This window comes from Gilliamella sp. B3022, assembly GCF_028751545.1.
In the GTDB taxonomy this organism is placed as follows: Bacteria; Pseudomonadota; Gammaproteobacteria; order Enterobacterales; family Orbaceae; genus Gilliamella.
Genome location: NZ_CP071867.1, coordinates 2,217,538 through 2,237,694, shown reverse-complemented (window position 1 = coordinate 2,237,694; position 20,157 = coordinate 2,217,538). Strand labels below are relative to the sequence as shown.

Annotated in this window: 26 protein-coding genes; 2 read left to right on the top strand and 24 right to left on the bottom strand. The window is 36.9% G+C overall.

Going from position 1 to position 20,157, the window contains the following annotated elements:
* Positions 1-43: 43 nt before the first annotated feature.
* The 5 genes from J4T76_RS10240 to J4T76_RS10220 all read right to left on the bottom strand — a co-directional run bounded on the left by J4T76_RS10240 (position 44) and on the right by J4T76_RS10220 (position 2,962).
* Complete coding sequence (locus J4T76_RS10240; protein ID WP_267356290.1) at positions 44-748, bottom strand: phage minor tail protein L; 705 nt, start codon at positions 746-748, stop codon at positions 44-46.
* Entirely contained in the window at positions 745-1,074 is a 330-nt protein-coding gene (locus tag J4T76_RS10235; RefSeq protein WP_267372677.1) for a phage tail protein, read from the bottom strand. Before J4T76_RS10235 ends, J4T76_RS10240 begins: the two co-directional genes overlap by 4 nt.
* Positions 1,075-1,144: 70 nt before the next feature.
* The gene (locus J4T76_RS10230) at positions 1,145-1,906 is read right to left on the bottom strand and encodes a BRO-N domain-containing protein (protein ID WP_274460470.1); all 762 of its coding nucleotides are present in this window, start codon (positions 1,904-1,906) and stop codon (positions 1,145-1,147) included.
* A gap of 50 nt (positions 1,907-1,956) precedes the next feature.
* Positions 1,957-2,805: a phage regulatory protein/antirepressor Ant gene (locus tag J4T76_RS10225; RefSeq protein WP_267356262.1), complete on the bottom strand. Its 849-nt coding sequence runs from the start codon at positions 2,803-2,805 to the stop codon at positions 1,957-1,959.
* Positions 2,798-2,962 carry a toxin-antitoxin system HicB family antitoxin gene (locus J4T76_RS10220; RefSeq protein ID WP_267342153.1) on the bottom strand — a complete coding sequence of 55 codons (165 nt, stop codon included), beginning with the start codon at positions 2,960-2,962 and terminating at the stop codon, positions 2,798-2,800. Before J4T76_RS10220 ends, J4T76_RS10225 begins: the two co-directional genes overlap by 8 nt.
* A gap of 109 nt (positions 2,963-3,071) precedes the next feature.
* Here J4T76_RS10220 and J4T76_RS10215 point away from each other — a divergent pair, with 109 nt between their 5' ends.
* Complete coding sequence (locus J4T76_RS10215) at positions 3,072-3,341, top strand: Arc family DNA-binding protein (protein ID WP_267342154.1); 270 nt, start codon at positions 3,072-3,074, stop codon at positions 3,339-3,341.
* A 75-nt stretch (positions 3,342-3,416) separates the two neighbouring features.
* A complete protein-coding gene (locus J4T76_RS10210; protein WP_267356263.1) occupies positions 3,417-3,611 on the top strand; it encodes a hypothetical protein in 195 nt (64 codons plus the stop codon).
* A gap of 37 nt (positions 3,612-3,648) precedes the next feature.
* Here J4T76_RS10210 and J4T76_RS10205 read toward each other — a convergent pair whose 3' ends face one another.
* The 19 genes from J4T76_RS10205 to J4T76_RS10115 all read right to left on the bottom strand — a co-directional run bounded on the left by J4T76_RS10205 (position 3,649) and on the right by J4T76_RS10115 (position 20,149).
* Positions 3,649-4,665, bottom strand: coding sequence for a hypothetical protein (locus J4T76_RS10205; protein WP_267356265.1), 1,017 nt, complete (start codon positions 4,663-4,665; stop codon positions 3,649-3,651).
* 49 nt (positions 4,666-4,714) lie between these two features.
* Positions 4,715-7,987 (bottom strand): tape measure protein, encoded by a 3,273-nt coding sequence (locus J4T76_RS10200; RefSeq protein WP_274460469.1) that lies wholly within the window; start codon positions 7,985-7,987, stop codon positions 4,715-4,717.
* Positions 7,988-8,219: 232 nt separating this feature from the next.
* On the bottom strand, positions 8,220-9,050 hold the full coding sequence (locus tag J4T76_RS10195; protein ID WP_267356279.1) for a phage antirepressor N-terminal domain-containing protein: 831 nt from the start codon (positions 9,048-9,050) through the stop codon (positions 8,220-8,222).
* A 235-nt stretch (positions 9,051-9,285) separates the two neighbouring features.
* Complete coding sequence (locus tag J4T76_RS10190) at positions 9,286-9,729, bottom strand: hypothetical protein (protein ID WP_267356277.1); 444 nt, start codon at positions 9,727-9,729, stop codon at positions 9,286-9,288.
* Between the two features lie 61 nt (positions 9,730-9,790).
* Positions 9,791-10,438, bottom strand: a complete 648-nt coding sequence (locus tag J4T76_RS10185; RefSeq protein ID WP_267363263.1) for a DUF6246 family protein — start codon at positions 10,436-10,438, stop codon at positions 9,791-9,793.
* Between the two features lie 8 nt (positions 10,439-10,446).
* Positions 10,447-10,950 (bottom strand): hypothetical protein, encoded by a 504-nt coding sequence (locus J4T76_RS10180; RefSeq protein ID WP_267356247.1) that lies wholly within the window; start codon positions 10,948-10,950, stop codon positions 10,447-10,449.
* A 63-nt stretch (positions 10,951-11,013) separates the two neighbouring features.
* Positions 11,014-11,379: a phage tail termination protein gene (locus J4T76_RS10175; RefSeq protein WP_267340741.1), complete on the bottom strand. Its 366-nt coding sequence runs from the start codon at positions 11,377-11,379 to the stop codon at positions 11,014-11,016.
* A gap of 2 nt (positions 11,380-11,381) precedes the next feature.
* Positions 11,382-11,750: an HK97 gp10 family phage protein gene (locus J4T76_RS10170; RefSeq protein WP_267340740.1), complete on the bottom strand. Its 369-nt coding sequence runs from the start codon at positions 11,748-11,750 to the stop codon at positions 11,382-11,384.
* Position 11,751: 1 nt separating this feature from the next.
* The gene (locus J4T76_RS10165) at positions 11,752-12,096 is read right to left on the bottom strand and encodes a hypothetical protein (RefSeq protein WP_267340739.1); all 345 of its coding nucleotides are present in this window, start codon (positions 12,094-12,096) and stop codon (positions 11,752-11,754) included.
* A complete protein-coding gene (locus J4T76_RS10160) occupies positions 12,089-12,466 on the bottom strand; it encodes a DUF7370 family protein (RefSeq protein WP_267340737.1) in 378 nt (125 codons plus the stop codon). Before J4T76_RS10160 ends, J4T76_RS10165 begins: the two co-directional genes overlap by 8 nt.
* A 4-nt stretch (positions 12,467-12,470) precedes the next feature.
* Positions 12,471-12,797, bottom strand: a complete 327-nt coding sequence (locus J4T76_RS10155) for a hypothetical protein (protein ID WP_267340736.1) — start codon at positions 12,795-12,797, stop codon at positions 12,471-12,473.
* Positions 12,798-12,806: 9 nt separating this feature from the next.
* Complete coding sequence (locus J4T76_RS10150) at positions 12,807-13,877, bottom strand: major capsid protein (protein WP_274460468.1); 1,071 nt, start codon at positions 13,875-13,877, stop codon at positions 12,807-12,809.
* Positions 13,878-13,890: 13 nt separating this feature from the next.
* Complete coding sequence (locus tag J4T76_RS10145; protein WP_267345695.1) at positions 13,891-14,307, bottom strand: hypothetical protein; 417 nt, start codon at positions 14,305-14,307, stop codon at positions 13,891-13,893.
* An 11-nt stretch (positions 14,308-14,318) separates the two neighbouring features.
* Positions 14,319-15,479 carry a hypothetical protein gene (locus tag J4T76_RS10140; RefSeq protein ID WP_267354891.1) on the bottom strand — a complete coding sequence of 387 codons (1,161 nt, stop codon included), beginning with the start codon at positions 15,477-15,479 and terminating at the stop codon, positions 14,319-14,321.
* Positions 15,472-16,443 (bottom strand): hypothetical protein, encoded by a 972-nt coding sequence (locus J4T76_RS10135; RefSeq protein ID WP_274460467.1) that lies wholly within the window; start codon positions 16,441-16,443, stop codon positions 15,472-15,474. The genes J4T76_RS10140 and J4T76_RS10135 overlap by 8 nt, the downstream gene beginning before the upstream one ends.
* On the bottom strand, positions 16,397-17,848 hold the full coding sequence (locus tag J4T76_RS10130; protein WP_267356257.1) for an anti-CBASS protein Acb1 family protein: 1,452 nt from the start codon (positions 17,846-17,848) through the stop codon (positions 16,397-16,399). Before J4T76_RS10130 ends, J4T76_RS10135 begins: the two co-directional genes overlap by 47 nt.
* A gap of 2 nt (positions 17,849-17,850) precedes the next feature.
* Complete coding sequence (locus tag J4T76_RS10125; protein ID WP_267356255.1) at positions 17,851-19,086, bottom strand: PBSX family phage terminase large subunit; 1,236 nt, start codon at positions 19,084-19,086, stop codon at positions 17,851-17,853.
* Positions 19,087-19,091: 5 nt separating this feature from the next.
* Positions 19,092-19,487 carry a DNA-packaging protein gene (locus J4T76_RS10120; protein ID WP_324123806.1) on the bottom strand — a complete coding sequence of 132 codons (396 nt, stop codon included), beginning with the start codon at positions 19,485-19,487 and terminating at the stop codon, positions 19,092-19,094.
* A 29-nt stretch (positions 19,488-19,516) separates the two neighbouring features.
* Positions 19,517-20,149, bottom strand: a complete 633-nt coding sequence (locus J4T76_RS10115; protein WP_267356252.1) for a KilA-N domain-containing protein — start codon at positions 20,147-20,149, stop codon at positions 19,517-19,519.
* Positions 20,150-20,157: the final 8 nt, after the last annotated feature.

Genomic DNA, 20,157 nt, shown 5'->3' with positions numbered 1-20,157 from the left:
TTTATCTAATTTTGGAGTGGTTTGTAAAACTGGAAAGAGGGGATTAGGATAATTTGGCTGCTGTTGGAAATCCCCCAAAGGGAAGAATACCGTTTTGGCCAAACCTTAGTTTGCACCCAGCCACACATCTACTGCATTTGTCCCGTGTGATATCATCCGTTGGTTGATCAAACTCATCAGCAACTGCGCCCCCTGTATATCCGCATTCAGTACTGCGATAAATCCAACCGCATGTATTGGCAATAATGATGCGTTTAGGCAACATGGCGCCGTCAGATTCACAAGGCAGCGCTAATTCAAATACAACTACCCGTGATGTTTGTTGTTTGACTTGCTCCAATATATAATTAGAGACAATTTCACAATGCGGGTCCGCATGTTTATTACCATTTGCAAAATTGATAGCGTCTAAATATTTAACTAATACCTCATGTCTTGTTACCACGGCACCAATCATGCCTTCATAACTCTCAATTAGACCATTTAAAATGCCATAAGCATTACTGGCTGTAAGCGTTGGGCGGTTACTTGTTCCTTGTCCGCTACGTTCAAAACCTTGCGCTTTAATTGGGTATGGCTCGTACTCTTTGCCCTGCCATATAATAGCCCGTCTTAGTTCATTTAATCCGTTATGAACTCGCAAAACTGCTTTATGTCCAACGATTTCACTTAAGTCGATATCGAATAATTCGATAATTGCGCCAGCTTCAAGTTTTGTAATATCGCATAGCATATTTTTTGGGATCATGCGACCACCTCTTCAAACGTTGCAGAAATTGTTTTAACCGTACCATTAGGGGTTGGCGTCCAAGTTCTACAAACCACCTTGATGGTTTTGTGAGTATTAGGCTCTGTCCACAAAAACGATTTAACTGCATTATGCCTTGTTAAAAAATCTTCGATTAAATCGATATCTTCAGTTAAACCAACAAACAAAACACTATATGACCGCAAGTCATTGTTAATACCATCCGGAAAACGTTGCGCATAGCCGTCACCGAACCGAATATCTCTTACTTTAGGTGCTACCGACACAGTAGAGCCGTTTTGAGGTCTCCAGTGGAATGTCTCCATAATTTTCTCCAAGTATAAAAAAACCACCCGAAGGCGGCTTAAATAAATTTTTGTAGTGTTCAGCAAACTATTAGCAATTCATTCTTGGCAATTCACCACGAACAAAATTCATTGATAAACTCAGATTAACTTGTATCTTATTAAGTGCTGTTGAAAAATTGTAGTGAAGATGTGGGCTGTTTTTCTCTAAAAAATCAGCTAAACAATCATTATATAAATCAAATATTCTGTAATAATATTCCTGAATTGTTCCTATATAATTGTATTGTCGTTTTAAATTATCAATATTAACTGACTTATAATCCCTCAGTGTTATACCACCTAACCACTTAATCGCTTCCTCAAATTTATTCGCTGGCAAATCTTGATAACGAGGTATTTTGAATTGCTGATGAAACTTTGAATAAACCGCTTGATGTCTTTCTCCTGTTCTATAAACTCTTTCATTAACAGCTTGTTGGATTGCTTGTTGTTGTTCGAGTGAAATAGTCTCACTTATACCGATTTCTTTATCTGCTAAATCAAGTAACCATTTTCTTACTTCTTTGGCTATTTCTGTATTAGCAAACATTGCGACTAAATGTGCACCTCTAAGAGAGAAAATACGGACAGATTTTTCACGTAAGCTATTGTTTATTCCATTGGTAGTCAATTTGACCACCATTGTTATTTTATTGGTAAACTCGTCAGAATTTCGGCTATAAATCTTTGTTACAGATTTACTATCGGAATATTTTAACAGTTTTGAAAGCTCGGTAGATGTGATCCAAATTTGATTATTGTGATTGACTGACTGCACAGTCGTGCTGTGAAACATTAATTGATTTGTCATAGCTATATCCTCAAGTAGCCCCCTTTTTATAGAGGGCTTATAATAATGGCTTAGTGCATTGTTAATATTTGTGATAGTTTAGCTAGTCCTTTAGGGGTAACTAATACCTGCTCTACTATCTTTTCACTACCATCACTTCTTGAGACCGTTGTTACTTTATGCTCTAACAAACCTTGCTTGACCTTATCTTGATAACCAAGCCAATGGCTACAACCTGTTCTTTTGTAGATCCACCCCATTGCATTTAATTCTTGAAAGAATTTTCTGGGTTGTACCTGTAAATGTTTAGCTGTGTCAGTTACACACATACTACCCTCAGCTTTAGTTGCAATGCGATCAAAAGCTTCAACTGTTGTTTTCATTTCTTCGAGCTGAGTTCCTAATGTTTTATTTTCAATTAAAAGCCGTTCATTTTCTTCTTCAGCTTGAATAACCATTAATGCAAGCTCTTTAGTGGTTGGAAGTTTTGAATGAGTTGTTCTATTAGCCTCTTCTAACTCATATAGACGATCAATAACTGCTGTACGACGTTTAATATCATAACCAGTTATCAGTATCTCAGTATATCGTCGAGAAATATGATATTCCCATGCGTTAGGATTTTTAGAATTATACTGATTACAGCTAACATGTTGATTTGTTAGGTAACCCAGATTTGGGTTACGGATGTAGTCTGTTTCTTCTCCACCTAATAAAGCAACTAAAATTGCTCTAATATCACGACATATATGATCATGTCGTTTATTTGTCAATTCCGCTATCTCACGGCTAGACATTGTCAATTGACTTTTATTAACTAAAGATGTATCATTTTTCATTATATTAGTTCCTTTTATAGTGGGATTAATTATTGAGACCTCAAGTGTTGCAGCACTTGGGGTTTTTGCTTTTTTAGACATTTGTTTCTCTCCTTTTGTTATTTTCCAGTTCTCTTACAACCATTTGATGTAAAGCTGAATTTAAAGATATTCCCTCTTTTTCAGCTCTTGCCTTTGCTTCACTATGAACATCTTCACGTATTCTAAAAGTGAATTTTATAAATTTCTCTTTTTGCATCTTCTCTCCTTTTTGTGATGGCTATTTGCCACTAGTGTTAATTTAACACTATTTACAATAATGTCAAGTTGACATTATTATATATTCAAAAATTTTTTGAGACTTTATCATGGAAAAGAAATTCCCAAGCCAATTGCAGGATAAGTTTACTGTAAGATTCCCTGAAGGAATGCGAGATAAAATTGCTGAGTTAGCTAAAAAAAATGGCAGATCAATGAACAACGAAATTATTTATGCTTTGGAAAATTATTTATCTGGAGAGACAGGTGACTATCTCAAAAAACTAGATGAAATTGAAAGAGAGGTTCAAAGCAAATTAGAAGATTTACGCAAGTTAAAAGAAAACTATATTTTGACTTATATCCATGAAGAAAAATAAAAAATAACTCCATATAGGAATCATACGCAACTATCTTGACCAAAAAGAAGTTAATACCAAAAAAGGAAATTCAAAATGAAAACGATAAACAAATTAACACTATGCATATTATCACTATTTTTTAGTAATTTAGTATTTGGACAAGATTCATTGATTGCAGCTAGAAATGTTCCCGAAAACACATTGCTTGATAATTTATTAGGTAATCCACTGGTTTTTATCTTATTTTTTGTATTCGTATGGTTTTTTGGTAAACACTTCTCAAAATAACTTATGTCAAAAACCCTCTTAGAGGGTTTGAATTGCTTTAAATGGTGTAATATTTCGTCAACATATCATATAGCACAATAATTTTTTTTACTTTTTTAATACTTTCAGTACTGATTTGTTTATCCTTATTGTGATTAGAACCATAAAATCTTACAGTCGCCTCTTCATTTTCATCTAGCAATCTAATGCTATCCAAATCTTCTTTACTACATACTAAATTATACCATTCAACAACAACTGATTTACTGTCTCTTTTAAATTGGACGTTATCACGAGACAGTTTTTTCCCGTTTTGAAACACAACAAAACTATTTGCAAAAACCCAATTTGAGTCACTATATGTCACTTTAGCAACAGGCATTATTTTCTTTGCATCAAAAATCTTTAAAAACATTTCAAACGTAGAATCCCCCCCCATATATATTTGGTAAATATTATCTATCTCGTCATAATAGAGATAAATTCCACCTTCATTTAATGTATTTATTAAAAGTTTTGCATCAGTTTCATCGGTTATATTTTTAATAAAGTTTTGTAATATTTTAAAATCATTCCATCTTAAATTTAATCCATTAGATAAGGTAACATCATAAATACCATATTTGCCTGCTGTTGCTACTTGGATAGAAATATCACTTATATTATTAAGTTTTATTTTTTTTGTTTCTTCGACATTATTTTTTACTTTCTCATACTCCTCCATACTAATTAGATATTCTTCTGATTCATACTTTGGATTAGAAGAGCTATATGAAGTTTTAATTAAATAAAAAACATCTCCATTTTTCAAAACAATCTTTTTATAAGAATCGTACTTAGTTTCAATTACTTTATCAACATAACCAACCATACCTTTATATTTTTCGATGGGTAAAAATTTGGATGTTCCAATCTCTGGGACTGTGTGTACTTGTATACGAGTTACTGGAGCATATTCATTAATAATAAATAATTCTTTCCCATCAGGCTTAAATTTTTCTTTTTTCCCTGCAGCCTCTGAGATAAACGAAATAATACACAGCAAAAAAACTAAATAACATAAGATTTTTTTCATACCATTCTCCTTAATTTTTTGTTAATAGTATGAAAATTCACCCATTAAATCAACGACGATTTAGTAGTCCGCCTGGTCTTTGTTCTTTCATAATCTGCGCTCGTACTGCTTGCTCCATGTTTTTAGCTAGCCGCTGTCCCTCTTGCTCGGACATTCCGCCATTATCGCCAATATTTAACGGCATATTTATAGTAAGATTGACGTTTGAACCAACTCTACCTGATGTTATTTGCCGATTGCTGAGCACTTGTCCGTTTTCGCCCGGTATTAAATATTGTTTGCCTCCCTGCATTAATATTTCAGGCTTGCCACTCTCACCTACTCGATACATTGAGTTAGCATCTACTGGACCACCATTTTTACGTGCACCCGCAATGGCTGCTGCTTTCATGGTGCCCATAGCTGTCATATATGAGGTAGTGCCAATTGTTGCTGCTGCGCCTTGCGTTGCAATCGAGGCTTGGATAGCTGCTGGCGTATATGCGGCAGTCAATGCCGCCGCTTCTGCCACTTGTGTAGCTGTAGTTGCTGCTGATGTTGTTTTTGCTACAATAGCATTTTTAACGTATTGCATACCCATTTGAACAAGTGACCCGATGGCTTCATTTAGAATAACATTAGCAAAGTTCTGCATTGCCTGCGTTGCTGTCATTGTACCTGACATCAGCCCTGATATCGTACTTGTTGCGCTACTTGCTAGTCCCTCTAATGATGATGCCAAAAACTCGTTAGCATCGCTTTGATTGCGCCATATTTCCCACTGAGCATTGATGCGGTTTTGTTCATACTGACGATTAGCTGCCTCACGAAGCGCAATAGCATTTTCTTCTATCATCCGCCCTTGTTGTGCAAATTCTTGGATAAGAGCTAGCTTTTTATCTTTCTCATTTTTCAATGCTTGAACGGGGTCAACTTGTGCTACAGCGTCGTCAACTTTAGATACAACGGCTTCAGACTTAATTTTAGCCATGTTTATTTGATGTTGTTGCTCTAATTGTTCAAGCTTAGAATTGTACTCCGCATACTTTTTGGGATTTTTAGAAAACCAGTCATCTAACGCAGTTTTTGAATTGTTATAACTGTTTTTTTCAATATCAATTGGGCTTTGTAAAGTACCTAACGCTTTATATGCTTGCGATGTTTCGATTAGTTTTCTAAGCTCTTCTGTTTGTTTTGCTGTAACCTTACTGCCCATTTTTTGAGTAATAGCAAGCAATTCAGCTTCAACAGTAAGCCCTTGCGCTTCTAACTTCGCAACTTCAAGCTTGTCGCTAAGTTCTTTGACTTCTTTGGCATAGGATTTTGTTGTGCCTTTTTTATTGCTTGCCTTAATTTTATTGTTTTCCGCTGACAACGCTCTTAATTGTGCTATCAACGGCTGTAAAGCTATCACCTGCGCATCGGTTAGTTTGGTGAATGTTGTTTGACCAAGAGCCAGTGCTACTAAATCTTCTCGATATTCGTTAGCACTATCGCCCAGCGCGGAATAAAGACCATCTAAAATAAATGCTGCTTCGCTATTGTCTTCTGCTTTTAACGTGGCAATATCAAGCTCTTTTGATAAACTTGCTAATTTTTTATCTATTTCTTTTTGAGATGCCTCATCCCAGCTTTTTGATAGATTTTTGTTTGCCTCGGTCGCCTCATTTGTTTTTTCGATTGTTCCAGATTCGATATCACTTCGAGCTTTTTCTGCTTTTGCTAAATTTTCTTGAGATTTTTTTAGTTTATCACTTGCTTCTAGATATTTATTTTGAGCTTCATTTAAACCCTCTTGTGATGTAAATATGCTACTCAAACTACCCTTAGCTCTGCGCTTGTATTGTTCATATTCTTTTTTGAGAAATTCAACAGCTATAGTTTGCTCGTCAATGCTTTCTTTTGTTTTATCAATATCAACTTTTAATCTTGATAGCTCAAGCTTTTTTTGTTCGTGATTTAAAGATTTGTATTTTTCTCGTAACTGATCAACTTTATCGCCGAGTTCCAATGATTTTTGCTTAGCTTCATCAATTTTACTTGACCACATTGTCAATGCACCTGCCGCGAGGAACAACATACCCGCTGGACCACCTAATAACGACATTGCCCCTTTCAAACCATTGGCAGCAAGAGTAGATAATTTCGTTGCAGATGCTAATCTTGTTTGCGCTAAAGCTTCTTTGTCTATTAATACAGTTCGCTGTTTATCGATATTATTAAGTTGTTTTTCAATTGCTGCTAATTGAATCTTTGACGTTGTGACAGCTTTTAAAGCAACTAGTTCATTGCGTCTAGCTGTTAATTTTTTGCCTTCTATCTCAAGCGATCTAAGCTCTTCTTTTGCTAGATTTCGTTCAGATGTTGCTAGTTTGATATTTTCAATCACTTTCTCAGCACTTTGCTTAGTCGCATTAGCTAGTGATGTGATGTATTTTCCTGCATAAACAGCAGCAAGTGCGCCGACTCCAGTCATCAAAATATCGACATGCTGAGACATTAGAATCAACGAATCTACGAGTAATTTAGTCGCACCTGTGGAGTTGTTAAGCTCACCAAAATATTTTTTGAGGTTGTTGGTTACACGATTAATACCGTCAGTGACAGTATTTCGCATGTTATCGGCAAGTGCAGCCGTTTCTTCCTGCGCAGCGATCATGGCTTCAGTAAATTCAGACATAGATAGCTTACCGTCGCTAGCCATTTTACGCACTTCCGCTTCAGTCTTATTTAACTGTTTCCCAAGCGTTTTAAGGATACTAGGCATTGCATTAAAGACAGTCATTGCTTCAACACCAGCAAGTTTTCCTTTCATCTGCGCTTTGGTTAATGCGTTGGTGGCTGATTCTGCGCTCAATGAATTTGTCTTATTGATAGTCATCAAATTTGATAGAGTATCAATATAAGATATTGTACTTTGTGTGCTATAACCCAGCTCACCCATAGAGTTAGAAAGACGGATATACAGCTCGGCCGACTCTTCGATAGTACGACCGTTACGATCTGAAGTAACTAAAAGTTGGTCTAGAATGTCTTTAGTTTGTGACGCCGTTGCGCCAGTATTTTGTATGCGGTCTTCTAGCTCATTCCAGCTTTGAGCGTAGGCGATAACTGTACTTGATACTAGCGCAGCAGATACAGCCTTAGCAATATTTGTCAATTTACCCAGAGAATTTCCAGCACTTTGAGCGGAAGATTCAAGCTTGTCAAGACCTTTAGAAGCTTTAGAACCACTGTTATTTAATTCTTTCATTTCCTGCATGATTTTTCTAGAATTTTCCAGTAACTCTTTCATTTCAAGTGAAACGGTGTAAGTAATATTTCCTTCTGTATATTGAGCCATTTTATGTCCTCTATAGAATGAGCCTAAGTCACACAGAATAGACAGCCCCAAGAGTTCGACATTAACTGTCATTCTCATAGGCTCATTCTGTAAAGCTCTTGGTTAAAAAATTGCCTTGTGATAGGCATTGTTATGAATTGAATTTAAATATTGGATGGACTTGTAAAACAGACTTTTACAAGCATAAAAAACCACCCGAAGGTGGTTTGATTTTTATAATAATTGATTCTGTTTATATAGATATTTTTAACCTAATAATCGGTAAAACTCTATTCCAATTATCAGCTATCCCTTTAGGTTGTATATGTGCTGTTTCCCGTTCAATTATTACTTTAGCACTATATAAAACTCGCTTGTATTCACGAGCCATAGAATAAAAATTGCCTCTAAAACCTGAATCAATCACACGCAATGCAGGCTCTATTAATTCTATTTGATATCGCATTCGCTCAGCAGCTTTATATAACCATGCTAAATCATACCAATCTGCGTCAGATAATCCGCTTCGAGAATTCACACCACCCAGCCACTTAATCGCTTCCTCAAATTTATTCGCTGGCAAATCTTGATAACGAGGTATTTTGAATTGCTCATAAAGCTTGGTGTAAATTGCTTGATAATGTTCACCTGTTCGGTAAGAACGTTCATTTACGGCTTGCTTGATTGCCTGTTGTTGTTCGAGTGAGATTGTATTAGGGTGTTGTTGTGCTACTTTTGGCATAAAGTGACTATAAAGAACATCAAAACATTCAAGCTGATATTGTTCTAGTGTTGCTCTAATTTCTGGTTTTGCTCGGCTAGTTTCAATACCGAATAACCACCCGTTTATCATCGAAATTGGTAAGCAAATGTATTCTTGAGCACCACTTTTAGAGGGTATTGTCATCATGACAACACCTTGACTAAGCACATGATGACGTTGAATTCTTTTGAATTGTGCCGCCCAATTTAACCCTATATTTTCACAAACTGGTTTCATTGCGACATACGGTTTATCTTGATAATTAAGAACGATTAATTGTTGATTGTGGAACTGAATTGTTTCTAATTTTGTGTTTGACATGCTATATCCTTTGTTTATTTTTTTGAGATTATTACCCATTTAAATGGGTGTCGAGAGGCTCAAAAGCCTAACAAAGAAAGGCTGGAGTTATTCCCCTAAGGTATTTTATTCCTCGCCCTCTCGACATTGAATTTTAGACGTAAAAAATCCGCATGCTATCGGGGCGGTGTCCGCTTTGTTTAGGTTTTGAGACCTGAACAAGAATATACAATCAAATAACTAGGCCAGTCAATAGTTATTTTATTCTTGTGCAAGTTGTTACTTCTTTGCTTCTGATATCTATTACATTTGTCGTATTTGAATTTTTTTTAAATTCTGATGCAATTACATATCTATATTGATCATTGCTTATTTTTTCAAGCTTTTGTTGACCAGTAAACGTACTGTCATCATTTAAAATTTCATGCGTTGGATTACTATTAATTTTGTCAACATCGTAAAGCTCTTGCTTATCTCCATCATAAACATGATATAATTTGCCATCCATTATTTTATACGTTCGAATGTATTCACTTTTATCTACAGCATCACCATAACTTTCTTCACGGCCACTATCCATTCTTTCGAACGATTCCCAATTACACCGCCAATCACCAACGAGATACTCTTTAGTAACTTTATCATCACCACAGCCAGTTAAAATAAATCCAATTAATCCAAGCAATACAATCTTTTTCATACTATCTCCTTAATTTTTCGTTAATAGTATGTTATTTAAAGGGTTGGAGCAATAAAAACCATCATTCAGCGGCTTTAGCAAGTCTTTCTCGACGTCGTTTTTCATAATCCGCTAAGGTTTTGTCGTATTCTTCTCTTGTGAAGCCATCTTTATCAGGATATTTGTTTGCCATTAACATGATGTATTCGGTCATTGTTAGTTTTTTTGCATCATCTAATGACAATCCAAGATGAACCCTTGCGTTATTGATATAATCGGTAATTTTAAATTCTGATGAGTACGATTTATTTTCGTTTCGCTGCGATATTCTAACTTTTGCCCTTCCAGCCACGCCATATTCAAGTAAACTCCTAGCTATTAATAAAATATCGTGAATTGGGATGAGCCCTTTTTTGTTTTTACTTCCTAACAATTGAGTAACGTCAGCTGAACAACAACAGGTCAAAACCTTTCTAGCAACATTGAGTTGAAGTGTTAATTTTTCATTAATGTAATTAGTTACGTAATGATTTAGCTCTTTGAACCGTGTTATCGCTTCGTAGGCTTGATTAGAAAGCAGAACAGTATAGGCGTTAATTATCTCAAATGGTTCGCCAAGCTGTGATAAATTTTCGAATGAGGGAGTGAATACATAGTTAATTTTTTTTTCGCTCAATGACCCATTTTTTTTAATTGAAATAACCATTTCGCCTATGTCTGTTCTAATCATATATAGCCTTATTTAGTTGATTGAGTCGTAGGAATTTTACCAGTAATTTTAACTGATTTAGATGAAGCGACTTTAAATTCAAGTGAAGCTGATACAATATCATTTGATCCGCCATTCCAACTCAGTGAAGTTATATTCATATATGCAACAAAAGTATTTTCGCCATACATCAATCGCACCCACAAACTAGGTTGACGTTTATTAGCTAACTCAGTGGTAAAATAACGCTCTAATTTGAAGAAACCATACTGATCCAACTTGTCATTAACTCTGACTTCACCCTCAAATGACAAAGCAATATCAGCATTGATGACGATAGACTCAGCAAATCCGCCCTGATCATCTGCATCACTAGTCGCCGTATTAGGACCATAATCAATACCTTTGGATTTCCCAGCCATTAAAGCTTTCCAATCAGCCTCTTTTGGGGTTTTGTCTGGGCATCCGTCACAAACCTCAAGAACTACAGCAGCGCCAAATAATTGGCTGTTTTGTTCTGAACATTCTGCCATTTTTTAACTCCTATAAAATAAAAAATCCCGCTCAAGGCGGGATATAAATTGTTTTCTAAATTACTAACCAAATCTGCATGAAACCATTAATCGATAAACAAGCCTGTCCTCTTCAGTTGCCACCGGTGAGGGGATTGCTCCTACTATCTGAATAAGCCCTGTGCTATTGGTGTAAGGATTGTTTTTGATGTAATCAGCTATTATCGATGTGTCATTATCTATTGTTTCAATGTCATTTACTGCGCCGATTAAATCTATTAACGTGTAATACTCATTACCTAAATCGGTTTTAAGTATTGAACCGCCATTGGGTCGAAATACAATGAACTTGCTGCTTTTATTTTTCGTATCACGCCATTTTAGATACTGAACCTCAAAGCCACCTAATAATCCGGCATTTTTGAGATATTCAGCTACTCGCTTGTACATTTTCACAATTTCATCTCCCTGCGGACAGCTTGGTCGATAGTTGCCTTTTCATCCTCAAACCCTTTATACAAGAATTCTTTTTTAGCAGTTGATCGCTTAAATTTCATTGAGCGATTCGGATCATGAACATATGCTGCATAATTAGCCGAATAACCAACGCGACCCGTTAAGCGATTACCATTTATGAACATTTCACGATATTGGCTATTGAGTAGTGTTGAGGTATCAATCGGCGTATATAATGCAGCACGGGTACCACCGATCAATAAGGCAGACTGTATGGCTCTTACTGATTTTCTAGCTTGAACATCACCAACTATGGTATTTAATCGATTTATACAATCTCTAACACCACTAACCTTAATGCCCATATCAAACTCCTGTTATCAATGTATAATCATCCGCTAGTCGCTCGAATGTGTCTGCATATCGAGCAATGTGCTTAATTTCATCTGCGCCAGCTCTGATTGGATCAAGTTCCGTGAATTTACCAATCAAGATAAAATCACCCTCATTGGCTAAAGCGTATTCAGTCCAGAATGTGTTTTTAATAACAAACCCTGTTCCGATATCGCCTAACCTAGTTGCAGACTCAAGACCATAATCGCAATAAATTAGCTCTGGAGGATGAAAGACCTTAGCGCCATACTCATTTACGCCAGAAGCGCGCCAAATCGTAGCTATAGCTGTATATGCCCAATTAGCTGCGCTACTCATTACAACCTCCAACAACTGCAAAGAAGCCCACGCGTCCACTATCTAACGGTAAATCCGACAGGCAATTATTTTTATCCCATGCCCGAATCTGAGTTAGTAAATAGTCCGTGCCATTGTTATCGTATGTAAATGAACGACTAGCGCCACTTGGCGAACCCTGCGATGATATTTTCCTTGCACCAGACAATGAAGCCAATCTAGCAACAGCATATAACGACAATAGCTTTGCCGTGACATTACCGTATTGAGATAAGCAAGCATCATGTTTGCCAACTTGTTCAATTAATAGTTCTAATACTGAATCAGGAATAGAAAAGCCCAACTCAGAGATAAAGGATTTTGCTTCTGATTTATCTATAAGTTGAGACATTTATTTACTCCTTTGTTAGACTGGCTTCGTATTCAGCCTTAAGACGCTCAGCAAACTCTTGCACTGTCTCTTCTTTGCGTTGACCCTCTAATTTATACTGCGTTGCAAATTCGGCGAGGTTTTTTCCTGTTTTATTAGCTAAATTGAACTCTTTTCCATCGACAATCACAATAAGTGGTTCAACTTTTTCCTTTGTGGTCTCAACAATAGATTCAACTAGTTCTGCTTTAATAAATCGTTCTGCGATGTCTTTTGACAGGTCAATAACCCGCCCCTTTTCAACTTTCTTATAGTCAACCATAATATTGGCTGTTAGTACTTTAACTTTCATTATTACTCCTTAACTTGATGCGAAAATAACAGAATGATTGCCGTTAATATCGGTTTTAACCATTATTCCAGCAGCACCCCATGTGCGCCAAACATAGTCAGAGTTATAATAAAGTCGAGGATCGGCAACAGTACCAAACGCTTGCCCAACAATTGGAGCAATAATGCCAGCTCCTAAAGGAATAATAAGAATTTGATTACCTGTTAACTTGCTATCTTCTTTGATATCTTCGATGCCTGAAAGTTTTTTAATTTCTTCTAAAACGGTGCGAATTTGGTTGCTGTCAAAGTATTGCTCCCAATTCGACATGATCTCCGCAGAAACGTACCAAGTTTGTTTAGCGTATTGCTTATTAGAAACCTTTAAAGCATCGCGAAGTTTGATGGCTTCAGCACGAATTTTGGCTGGGTCTTTGCTATTGGCGAAATCAAAAGCTAAGGTAACTTGTTGAACTCGTTCATCGTATTTAAAACCTTTCCAAGTTTTTTTATCAAACACGATAAAATTACCATCTTCATCTTTAAAACCGTCAAAGATATAATCAACATATTTACGACGAACAATTTTTACTGAGTTTTCTTGCGCATCCGCTAAGGATTGCAATGCTGAGCCTTTACCAAAAATAGGGTCACGCCATGGGAATTTGAAACCTGTATCATGAATTGGAACAATAGTTCCATCGAAAGCATAGATAGTTGCATTTAATAACGCACCGACTTGACCTGACATAGAAGTATGCGCACTACCGCCACCGCCTGTTTTAGCATATTCATAGACAGATTCATCAATACGAACAGAACGAGAGAAGCCCATTAAATCATTCAACACGGTAAATTCAGTGTTTGGCTCAAACTCCTTTAACACAACAGCGTCTTGAGCTTTATATAGGCGTCTAATATCATCAATTGCATTAGTTACATTCAGGTAATCATTAGCGTTATTATTACCTCGGCTTTGATTGATAAAGTCGGCAACCGATTGCATCCCCGCCCGCCTTGCTTCGGCTAATGCTGCAAATTGAGCATTTTGAGAATCTACAAAACCCCGTTTTTCAGCTTCTTTTTTAGAAAAATAAAACATTGATTAATTATCCTTACTTCACTACAACACGCAGTAAATCACCAGCTGTTGTGATAGTGATTGTTTCTTCTGCAAAAAATTGAGATGACGCATCGCCGCCCATCGTTACTTGTCCTTCGATAATTTGTAATGGGTCACCTTTTTTATAAACACCAGCATTAGCGGTAACATTGTAAAACGTGCCTTGAGTTGGATGCATACAAACAACCCAATCTCCTAATTTAATTGCGCTTTTTACGTCTTTACCACGTAGATAATCATAGTTAGCAACATACTTAATGCCTTCTTCTGTATCATCTAAAGCTGGTTTAACTTTACCGTTCTCAAAGATACATATCGTACCAGGCATAAAACTAACAGCAGCTTTACCTTCGCGGTTTAACGTTGGGTTAGGGAATACACCACCCGCATGAATAACTCTTTTAGTCATTAAAATTCTCCTTATTCTGGCATTTCGCAGATTGATTGATTGCTGTTAGATGCACTGTAGGCGCTATTAACTGGTACTGATTTCTGACATTTCGCATATAACGCACTCAGAGCATCGCCTTTAATCTCATTGACGGCTGTTTCTGGTATACCAAACGCAGCTTTTACGGCTTCACGCATGGTTTTTTCTTCAGCTGCTGCATTTACACTTACTATCTGCTCTAGGATATTAACTTTATCAATTAGCGTCTTAGCCCATTTCGGCGTCTGTTCGCTATTTTGTTCTTCATCCTTCTTTTTCTTTTTTTCTTCATCTTCATCAGTTTTCTTTTTATCGATAGCCTCTTTAGCGACTTGCTCGTTAAGTGCAGTTAATAACTGCTCATCATCTAAGCCGTCGGTTTTAATCCCTTTGGCGCTTAACACCTGTAAGATCTTCTCTTTCATTGGGTCTATTTCCTCTTTTTTGTTAAATTTGAATTTTTTTAGCGCTTCAGATAATGTATTCTGAATTGTTAATAATAAGTTGGAGGGTGTTGCTTCTAAATCATCTAGATTGGCATTCTCAATCTGATATTCACCATCTGAGTTCACGAACATGCCCACTCCCTCGCTTGGAGTAGCCGCGCCTTGTTCGTTCAGAAGGATAGCCACATGGTCAAAATGCATATTAGTAGCCACCCAATCATAAGCTTTGCCCTTTGATTTTCCAGACTGATATACCTTGTTTAGAATTAATCCAGTAGATACATGAATAGGATTAGCATCCTCACCATTCATCATGCTTTCTAACCTATTTAGAAGTTGCTTGCCTTTCTCGTGATTTTTTGCAAATTCAATATCCACATAACAATCAAGTAACACTTTGTCATTATCTTTGTGGACATTTTCAGCCCATGCACCACCGTAATATTCGTTAATAGCTTTAGCATTGCTTGCCGACACAAATTGACCATTGACTTTAGGGTGTCCAATTGGCATCAAGTTGCCGTTTATTGACATATAACTTTTGTCTATTTCATCTTTCGGATATAAACCATTATTCATCACAACATCATCAACAACTGGGACGACATCGCGAATGATAAAATGCTCTTTATTGTTGATTGATTCTTTCGTGATTTTTGATGATTTATTAATAACCGAAAGCACATTAACCGTAACTTTATTCATCAGTTTTTGCCCTCTCTTTGAGCCATTCTTCACGCTCCTTACTAAGTTTCTCTATTACAAATTTATTAAAAGGCTCACCTTTTTCATTGAGCAATATCGGTATTTGCGAGCAATGGCAATTAAAGGCGTTGCCGCCCTCCTCATACCAATTCCTCACCTCTTCAACCGTTCTTATTCTTCCGTCCCAATAAACATGAGTTAATCGGCTGGTTATAAGTTTTGCAGACATATGCAACAAGCCGACCCTCAAACCTAATCTTTCAGTAGTCCATTCAGTTTCATTCCAAATGGATTGACGATACCCTCTTAATTGTTCGGTTTGAGCTAAAGCTTTAGCTTTAGACATTGAAACATCAAGTCGTTTACTGATAATTTGAGCGGTTTCTCTTGGATTGATACATCTTGCTATAGCGCTAGCTAAAACATGGCATAAATCTGCTTTTGCAGCTTCGGTTAATCCCTTCCAGTCGCTGAAAGTTAATAAAAAGGCTTGTTTAATTTGATTTAGGTATGCAGGTCTTGACAATAAAGTTACAAAGGCTGTTTGCTCTGCATAATAAGCGGATTGCTGCGCTAAATTAGTATAGGCGGAGTGAGTGCCCCGCTGGTATTCGTTCTCAATTGTCGATAACATCCAAAATTCATCGCGCCCACCCTCAAGCAAGTATTCGTCTAATATGTCCTGAACCATTGCCAATAACGCTTCTAAGTCGTTTGGCGAAATGTCATAGATATAGTTTGAATTGGCTTGATAAATCACACCTTCACGGAAGATGTAACCTTGATTCGGTGATCGCTCTCGACCAACTAAATATTGGTTGAAAATATCTTTTAGCCTTAATTTAATGTTGTAGTAGCGATTTTCGATATTGCGATAAGTTTTATTGAGTGATTTATAAGATTGGGTGGGGTCTTTTTTATTTCTTGGTATTATCGGACTTTTTATCCTGTCCGTTTTCATCATCTAAAGGGTCGCCTTCTGGTTTATCAATTACATCATCTTCAAGCTCTGGTAATGTTGGCAATTCAGCAGCAGCCCTTATTTCATTAGCTTTAATAACTGATGTACCTAAAGCGTTTGTGGTTTTAGCTGCCACTTCTGCTAATTTATTCGCATTTTCGAGTTTTTCAGCATAACTTGGCGCGAGTAAATCAGACCATGAAACAGTGATTTCTTCATTTTTTGGCGCGTCAATAATGCCAATTTTCCAAAGTCGAGTTATAAAGCTTTCTATCACGGAAGTTAAAAAGCCATTACGCCTACTCATTCGCGTTTTAGCCCAATCTTTATTATCCTCTGTTGAAGCTCTTTCACCTGTTATTTGCCCGATTAAAACTTTTACAGGCATTGGAATGGATGAGGCAAATTTACTTAATGAGGTATTAAAAGTTGATGAGGGATCAGCAGGTGCAACCGACAATACGCTGACGCTACCGTCCTGCATAATGACCGATGAATCAGTATTGTTATTCAATTCTCTAACTTGCTTATCAACCGCATTGGCTAGCTCATCTAACTCTACGCCATATAACTTGGCTATTTGGTCTAAAGAAGCCTCTTTGCTAAAGTTAAAATTAAGTTGCCGGCTGGCATTTTTAAGAAATCCTTCAGCAGCGCCGCCACTTGTTTTTTCCATGTCTAATGCATCGTTATAGCCTTTTTTGAGAATTGAATAGCCATTAGTTAATAAACCATCTGGCGCTCGCTCACATAAAATAATAATACGGTCTGGATGAACTTTTAACTCTCTTGATGGTGCTGATGTGTTCTCACCTACCGGCAAGTTCATGTAACGATACATTTTAGGATAGCCGTAATCCTCACTATTAGGATCATCATCCCACTCGCTCACATCAAGCTGAGCTTCCCAGACAGGAATTAATCTCACCAAGCCATATTCTTTAGATTTCTTTAAAGTATTTTTATCTATTTTTTCATGCCATTCTTTATTATCTCTTACCTGAATTAACATTGCAGAATACCGACCGATTAATCCTCTTTTATCGGCTTCTTTAATAACTGGAAAGCATTTTTTTAAAATTTTAGCCGTTTTTCTATCCCAATTAGTGACGCCCTCAGCGTCTTTCTCTTTATCGCCCTCAAATATTTCAGGGTAATCTTCCCAGCATCCGTTAATCATCCTGTCAACCGCTGCACCTGCAATTGAGTTGCGCTCATACATGCTATAAAAATGGTCAAAGGTTAAATTTCTGGGATATCCGAATTCCTCATAAATTCGGTCACGCTTGGTGTTACCATAAGCCCCTTTGTTTAAGTATGCCATTCGTTGCTGAGCTGCTTGTCTTTGGTCTAGTGATTGGTTAACAGCTAATGCGTGATTAACCGCTAATTGTAATTGTGTGGTCATGTTTACCTACTTTTAACTAATATGCCAAGAACGTTGCTTTGTTTAATGTAACCGTCTAATGAGTACCTGACAGCATCCCAGCAATGATTGTTTGTATCAGCAATAATTGGCAAAACTTCACCCGTTACGCGATCAATTTTATAACTATATAATCGCGCCTCTTCTGCTGCATGCTTGCAGCGAGGGTGGATGATGATTTGTTTAAATCCACGCAGAAATGCGATACCGTCCTCAACACTGCCTTGCCATTTTTTAGCTGCTGAGATATTGAAGCCTTTGCGCTTGATGTGGCTGATAGTTTCAGGTCTTGAGCAATCACCTTTGATAATCCATTTTCTTGCTTCTGGCACTGAATCATAAAAAGCCGGCATTTCGTCCAGTTCTATATGAACACCATACGCCTCATACTCAATATACAGACAATCATTTAGAATAAATGACCGTATTAATGTATTCGGGTCATTAGCAAAGCCGAAATCTGCGCCAAATAATAATCGGTCGGCTTTTTTATAAAGATTATCGTCAAACGCCTCAACTTTGTAACAGCCACTCAGTACTTGTTTATCGGAGTTTTCGAGATAAGCGCCTTCCCATATCCAAGCATATGATGCGTAATCCAGTCGGGTCAGGTCATTTAATCTCTCTTGCTCCAGAACATCAGGGAAAAATGGGTTATCGTTATAATTTAGTTCGACAATGATTGAATTTTCAGGTGGGTTTTGTCTAAATCTTTTATCTGTTGGACTTCCCTCTGTTTCAGGGTTCCATGTCACCCATATTTCAGAATTAGTCTCACGAACTGTTGGAGTGAGTTTTCGCCATGCTATTTCGGATACGTTTTCCGCTTCATCAACCCAGCATAGCAATATTCGCGCTTTTGATTTAATGCTGTCGAGATTATGACGTAGACCACAAAACACATAGCTAACTAATCCGTTTTTAGTTCTGATATAGTTCTGCCCAATATCGTAGTAATCTTTTAACCAGTCAATAGAGTGAATTGCTTGCTTGACTTCTTCCATGCTTGAATCAGCTAATGAGTTCATAAACTCACGAGCGCATAGTATTACGCCACTTTTTCCTTCTTCTGCAAATTGATAACCTTTAATCGCTGTCATCAATGCGAATGAACGAGTTTTAGCGCTACCTCGTCCACCGTATGCGCCACGATACCTGACATTTTCAGCCACAAACACAGATATCAATTTTTTAGGTAACTGTATTTGTGCTGTTGTCATGGTGTTTACTCTATGGGTGCGACCAGCTCTATTCGAGTTGGTTTTGGTGACATCGAACTATCCGATGATTGATGATCGATTTCTTGTTTTTCGCTATAGCCGTGATTAGATAGCATCAGCTTTGTAATGGTTGGATTAAATGAACTAGCTAATCCGCCGTTTATAAGTTTATTCTCTTGTAACGTTTTAATTGCTTCTAGCGTGTCGGAAAACTCTTTGTTTTGTTTTGCATATTCATACATTGATGACTTGTGCTTACCGAGATAGCAAGCAAGACCTGCAACGCTTGGAACTACATCACCAAACGTTTCATAGTCCCCAAGCAAGTATTCTTTAGCCTTGACTAAACAATCGGCTAGTTCACTTGGGCGACCTATTTTTTTCTTTTCGCCCTTTGTCATAATTTTCTCCAGACAATAAAAAAACCGCACTAGGCGGCTATATGATGTTGTTCATCAAACAATGAAATAATATGGTTTCGTTTGAATAGCTCCATCAGCTTAACTTTTCTATCTTCGAACTCCATACCTAATTGAATAAATGTTGTATTAGCTCTTTGAAGGTCAGTAATGCATTTAATTTGACACGGAGTTAAATAATCTCGGATTGATTCTGTCTTTCCAATTTCGTGAAATACTTTAAATTTCGCTGATGTCATCCCTAAAGCTATACGGTTGATTAAATCAGCTTCATTACTAAAGTGGAAATACTTAACTTCCTTTTCTTGATGTTCCTTCTCAAATTTTATTGCATCAGTCATTAGCTTATATTCAACTTTTGCCAATTCTCTTAATCGTTGTCGTTGATAATCTTGCTCGATTACTTCATCAAAGGTTCGGATCACATAAAGATGAAACCTTGCATTAATCCACATAGCATAAGCATAAACTAATTCTTTGCATACATATGTACCTCGATAATTACCACCATTTATAACCTCAATTGCTTTTTGTTCAGTCCTCATATTTGAGGAGTGCTCCAATTCTTGGATTAGTTCTTGAGTAGAATCAAGGCGTAACCAGTTTGATGGCTGCTTGCTTTTATCATTTAGTCGCGCTAACACTCAACCGA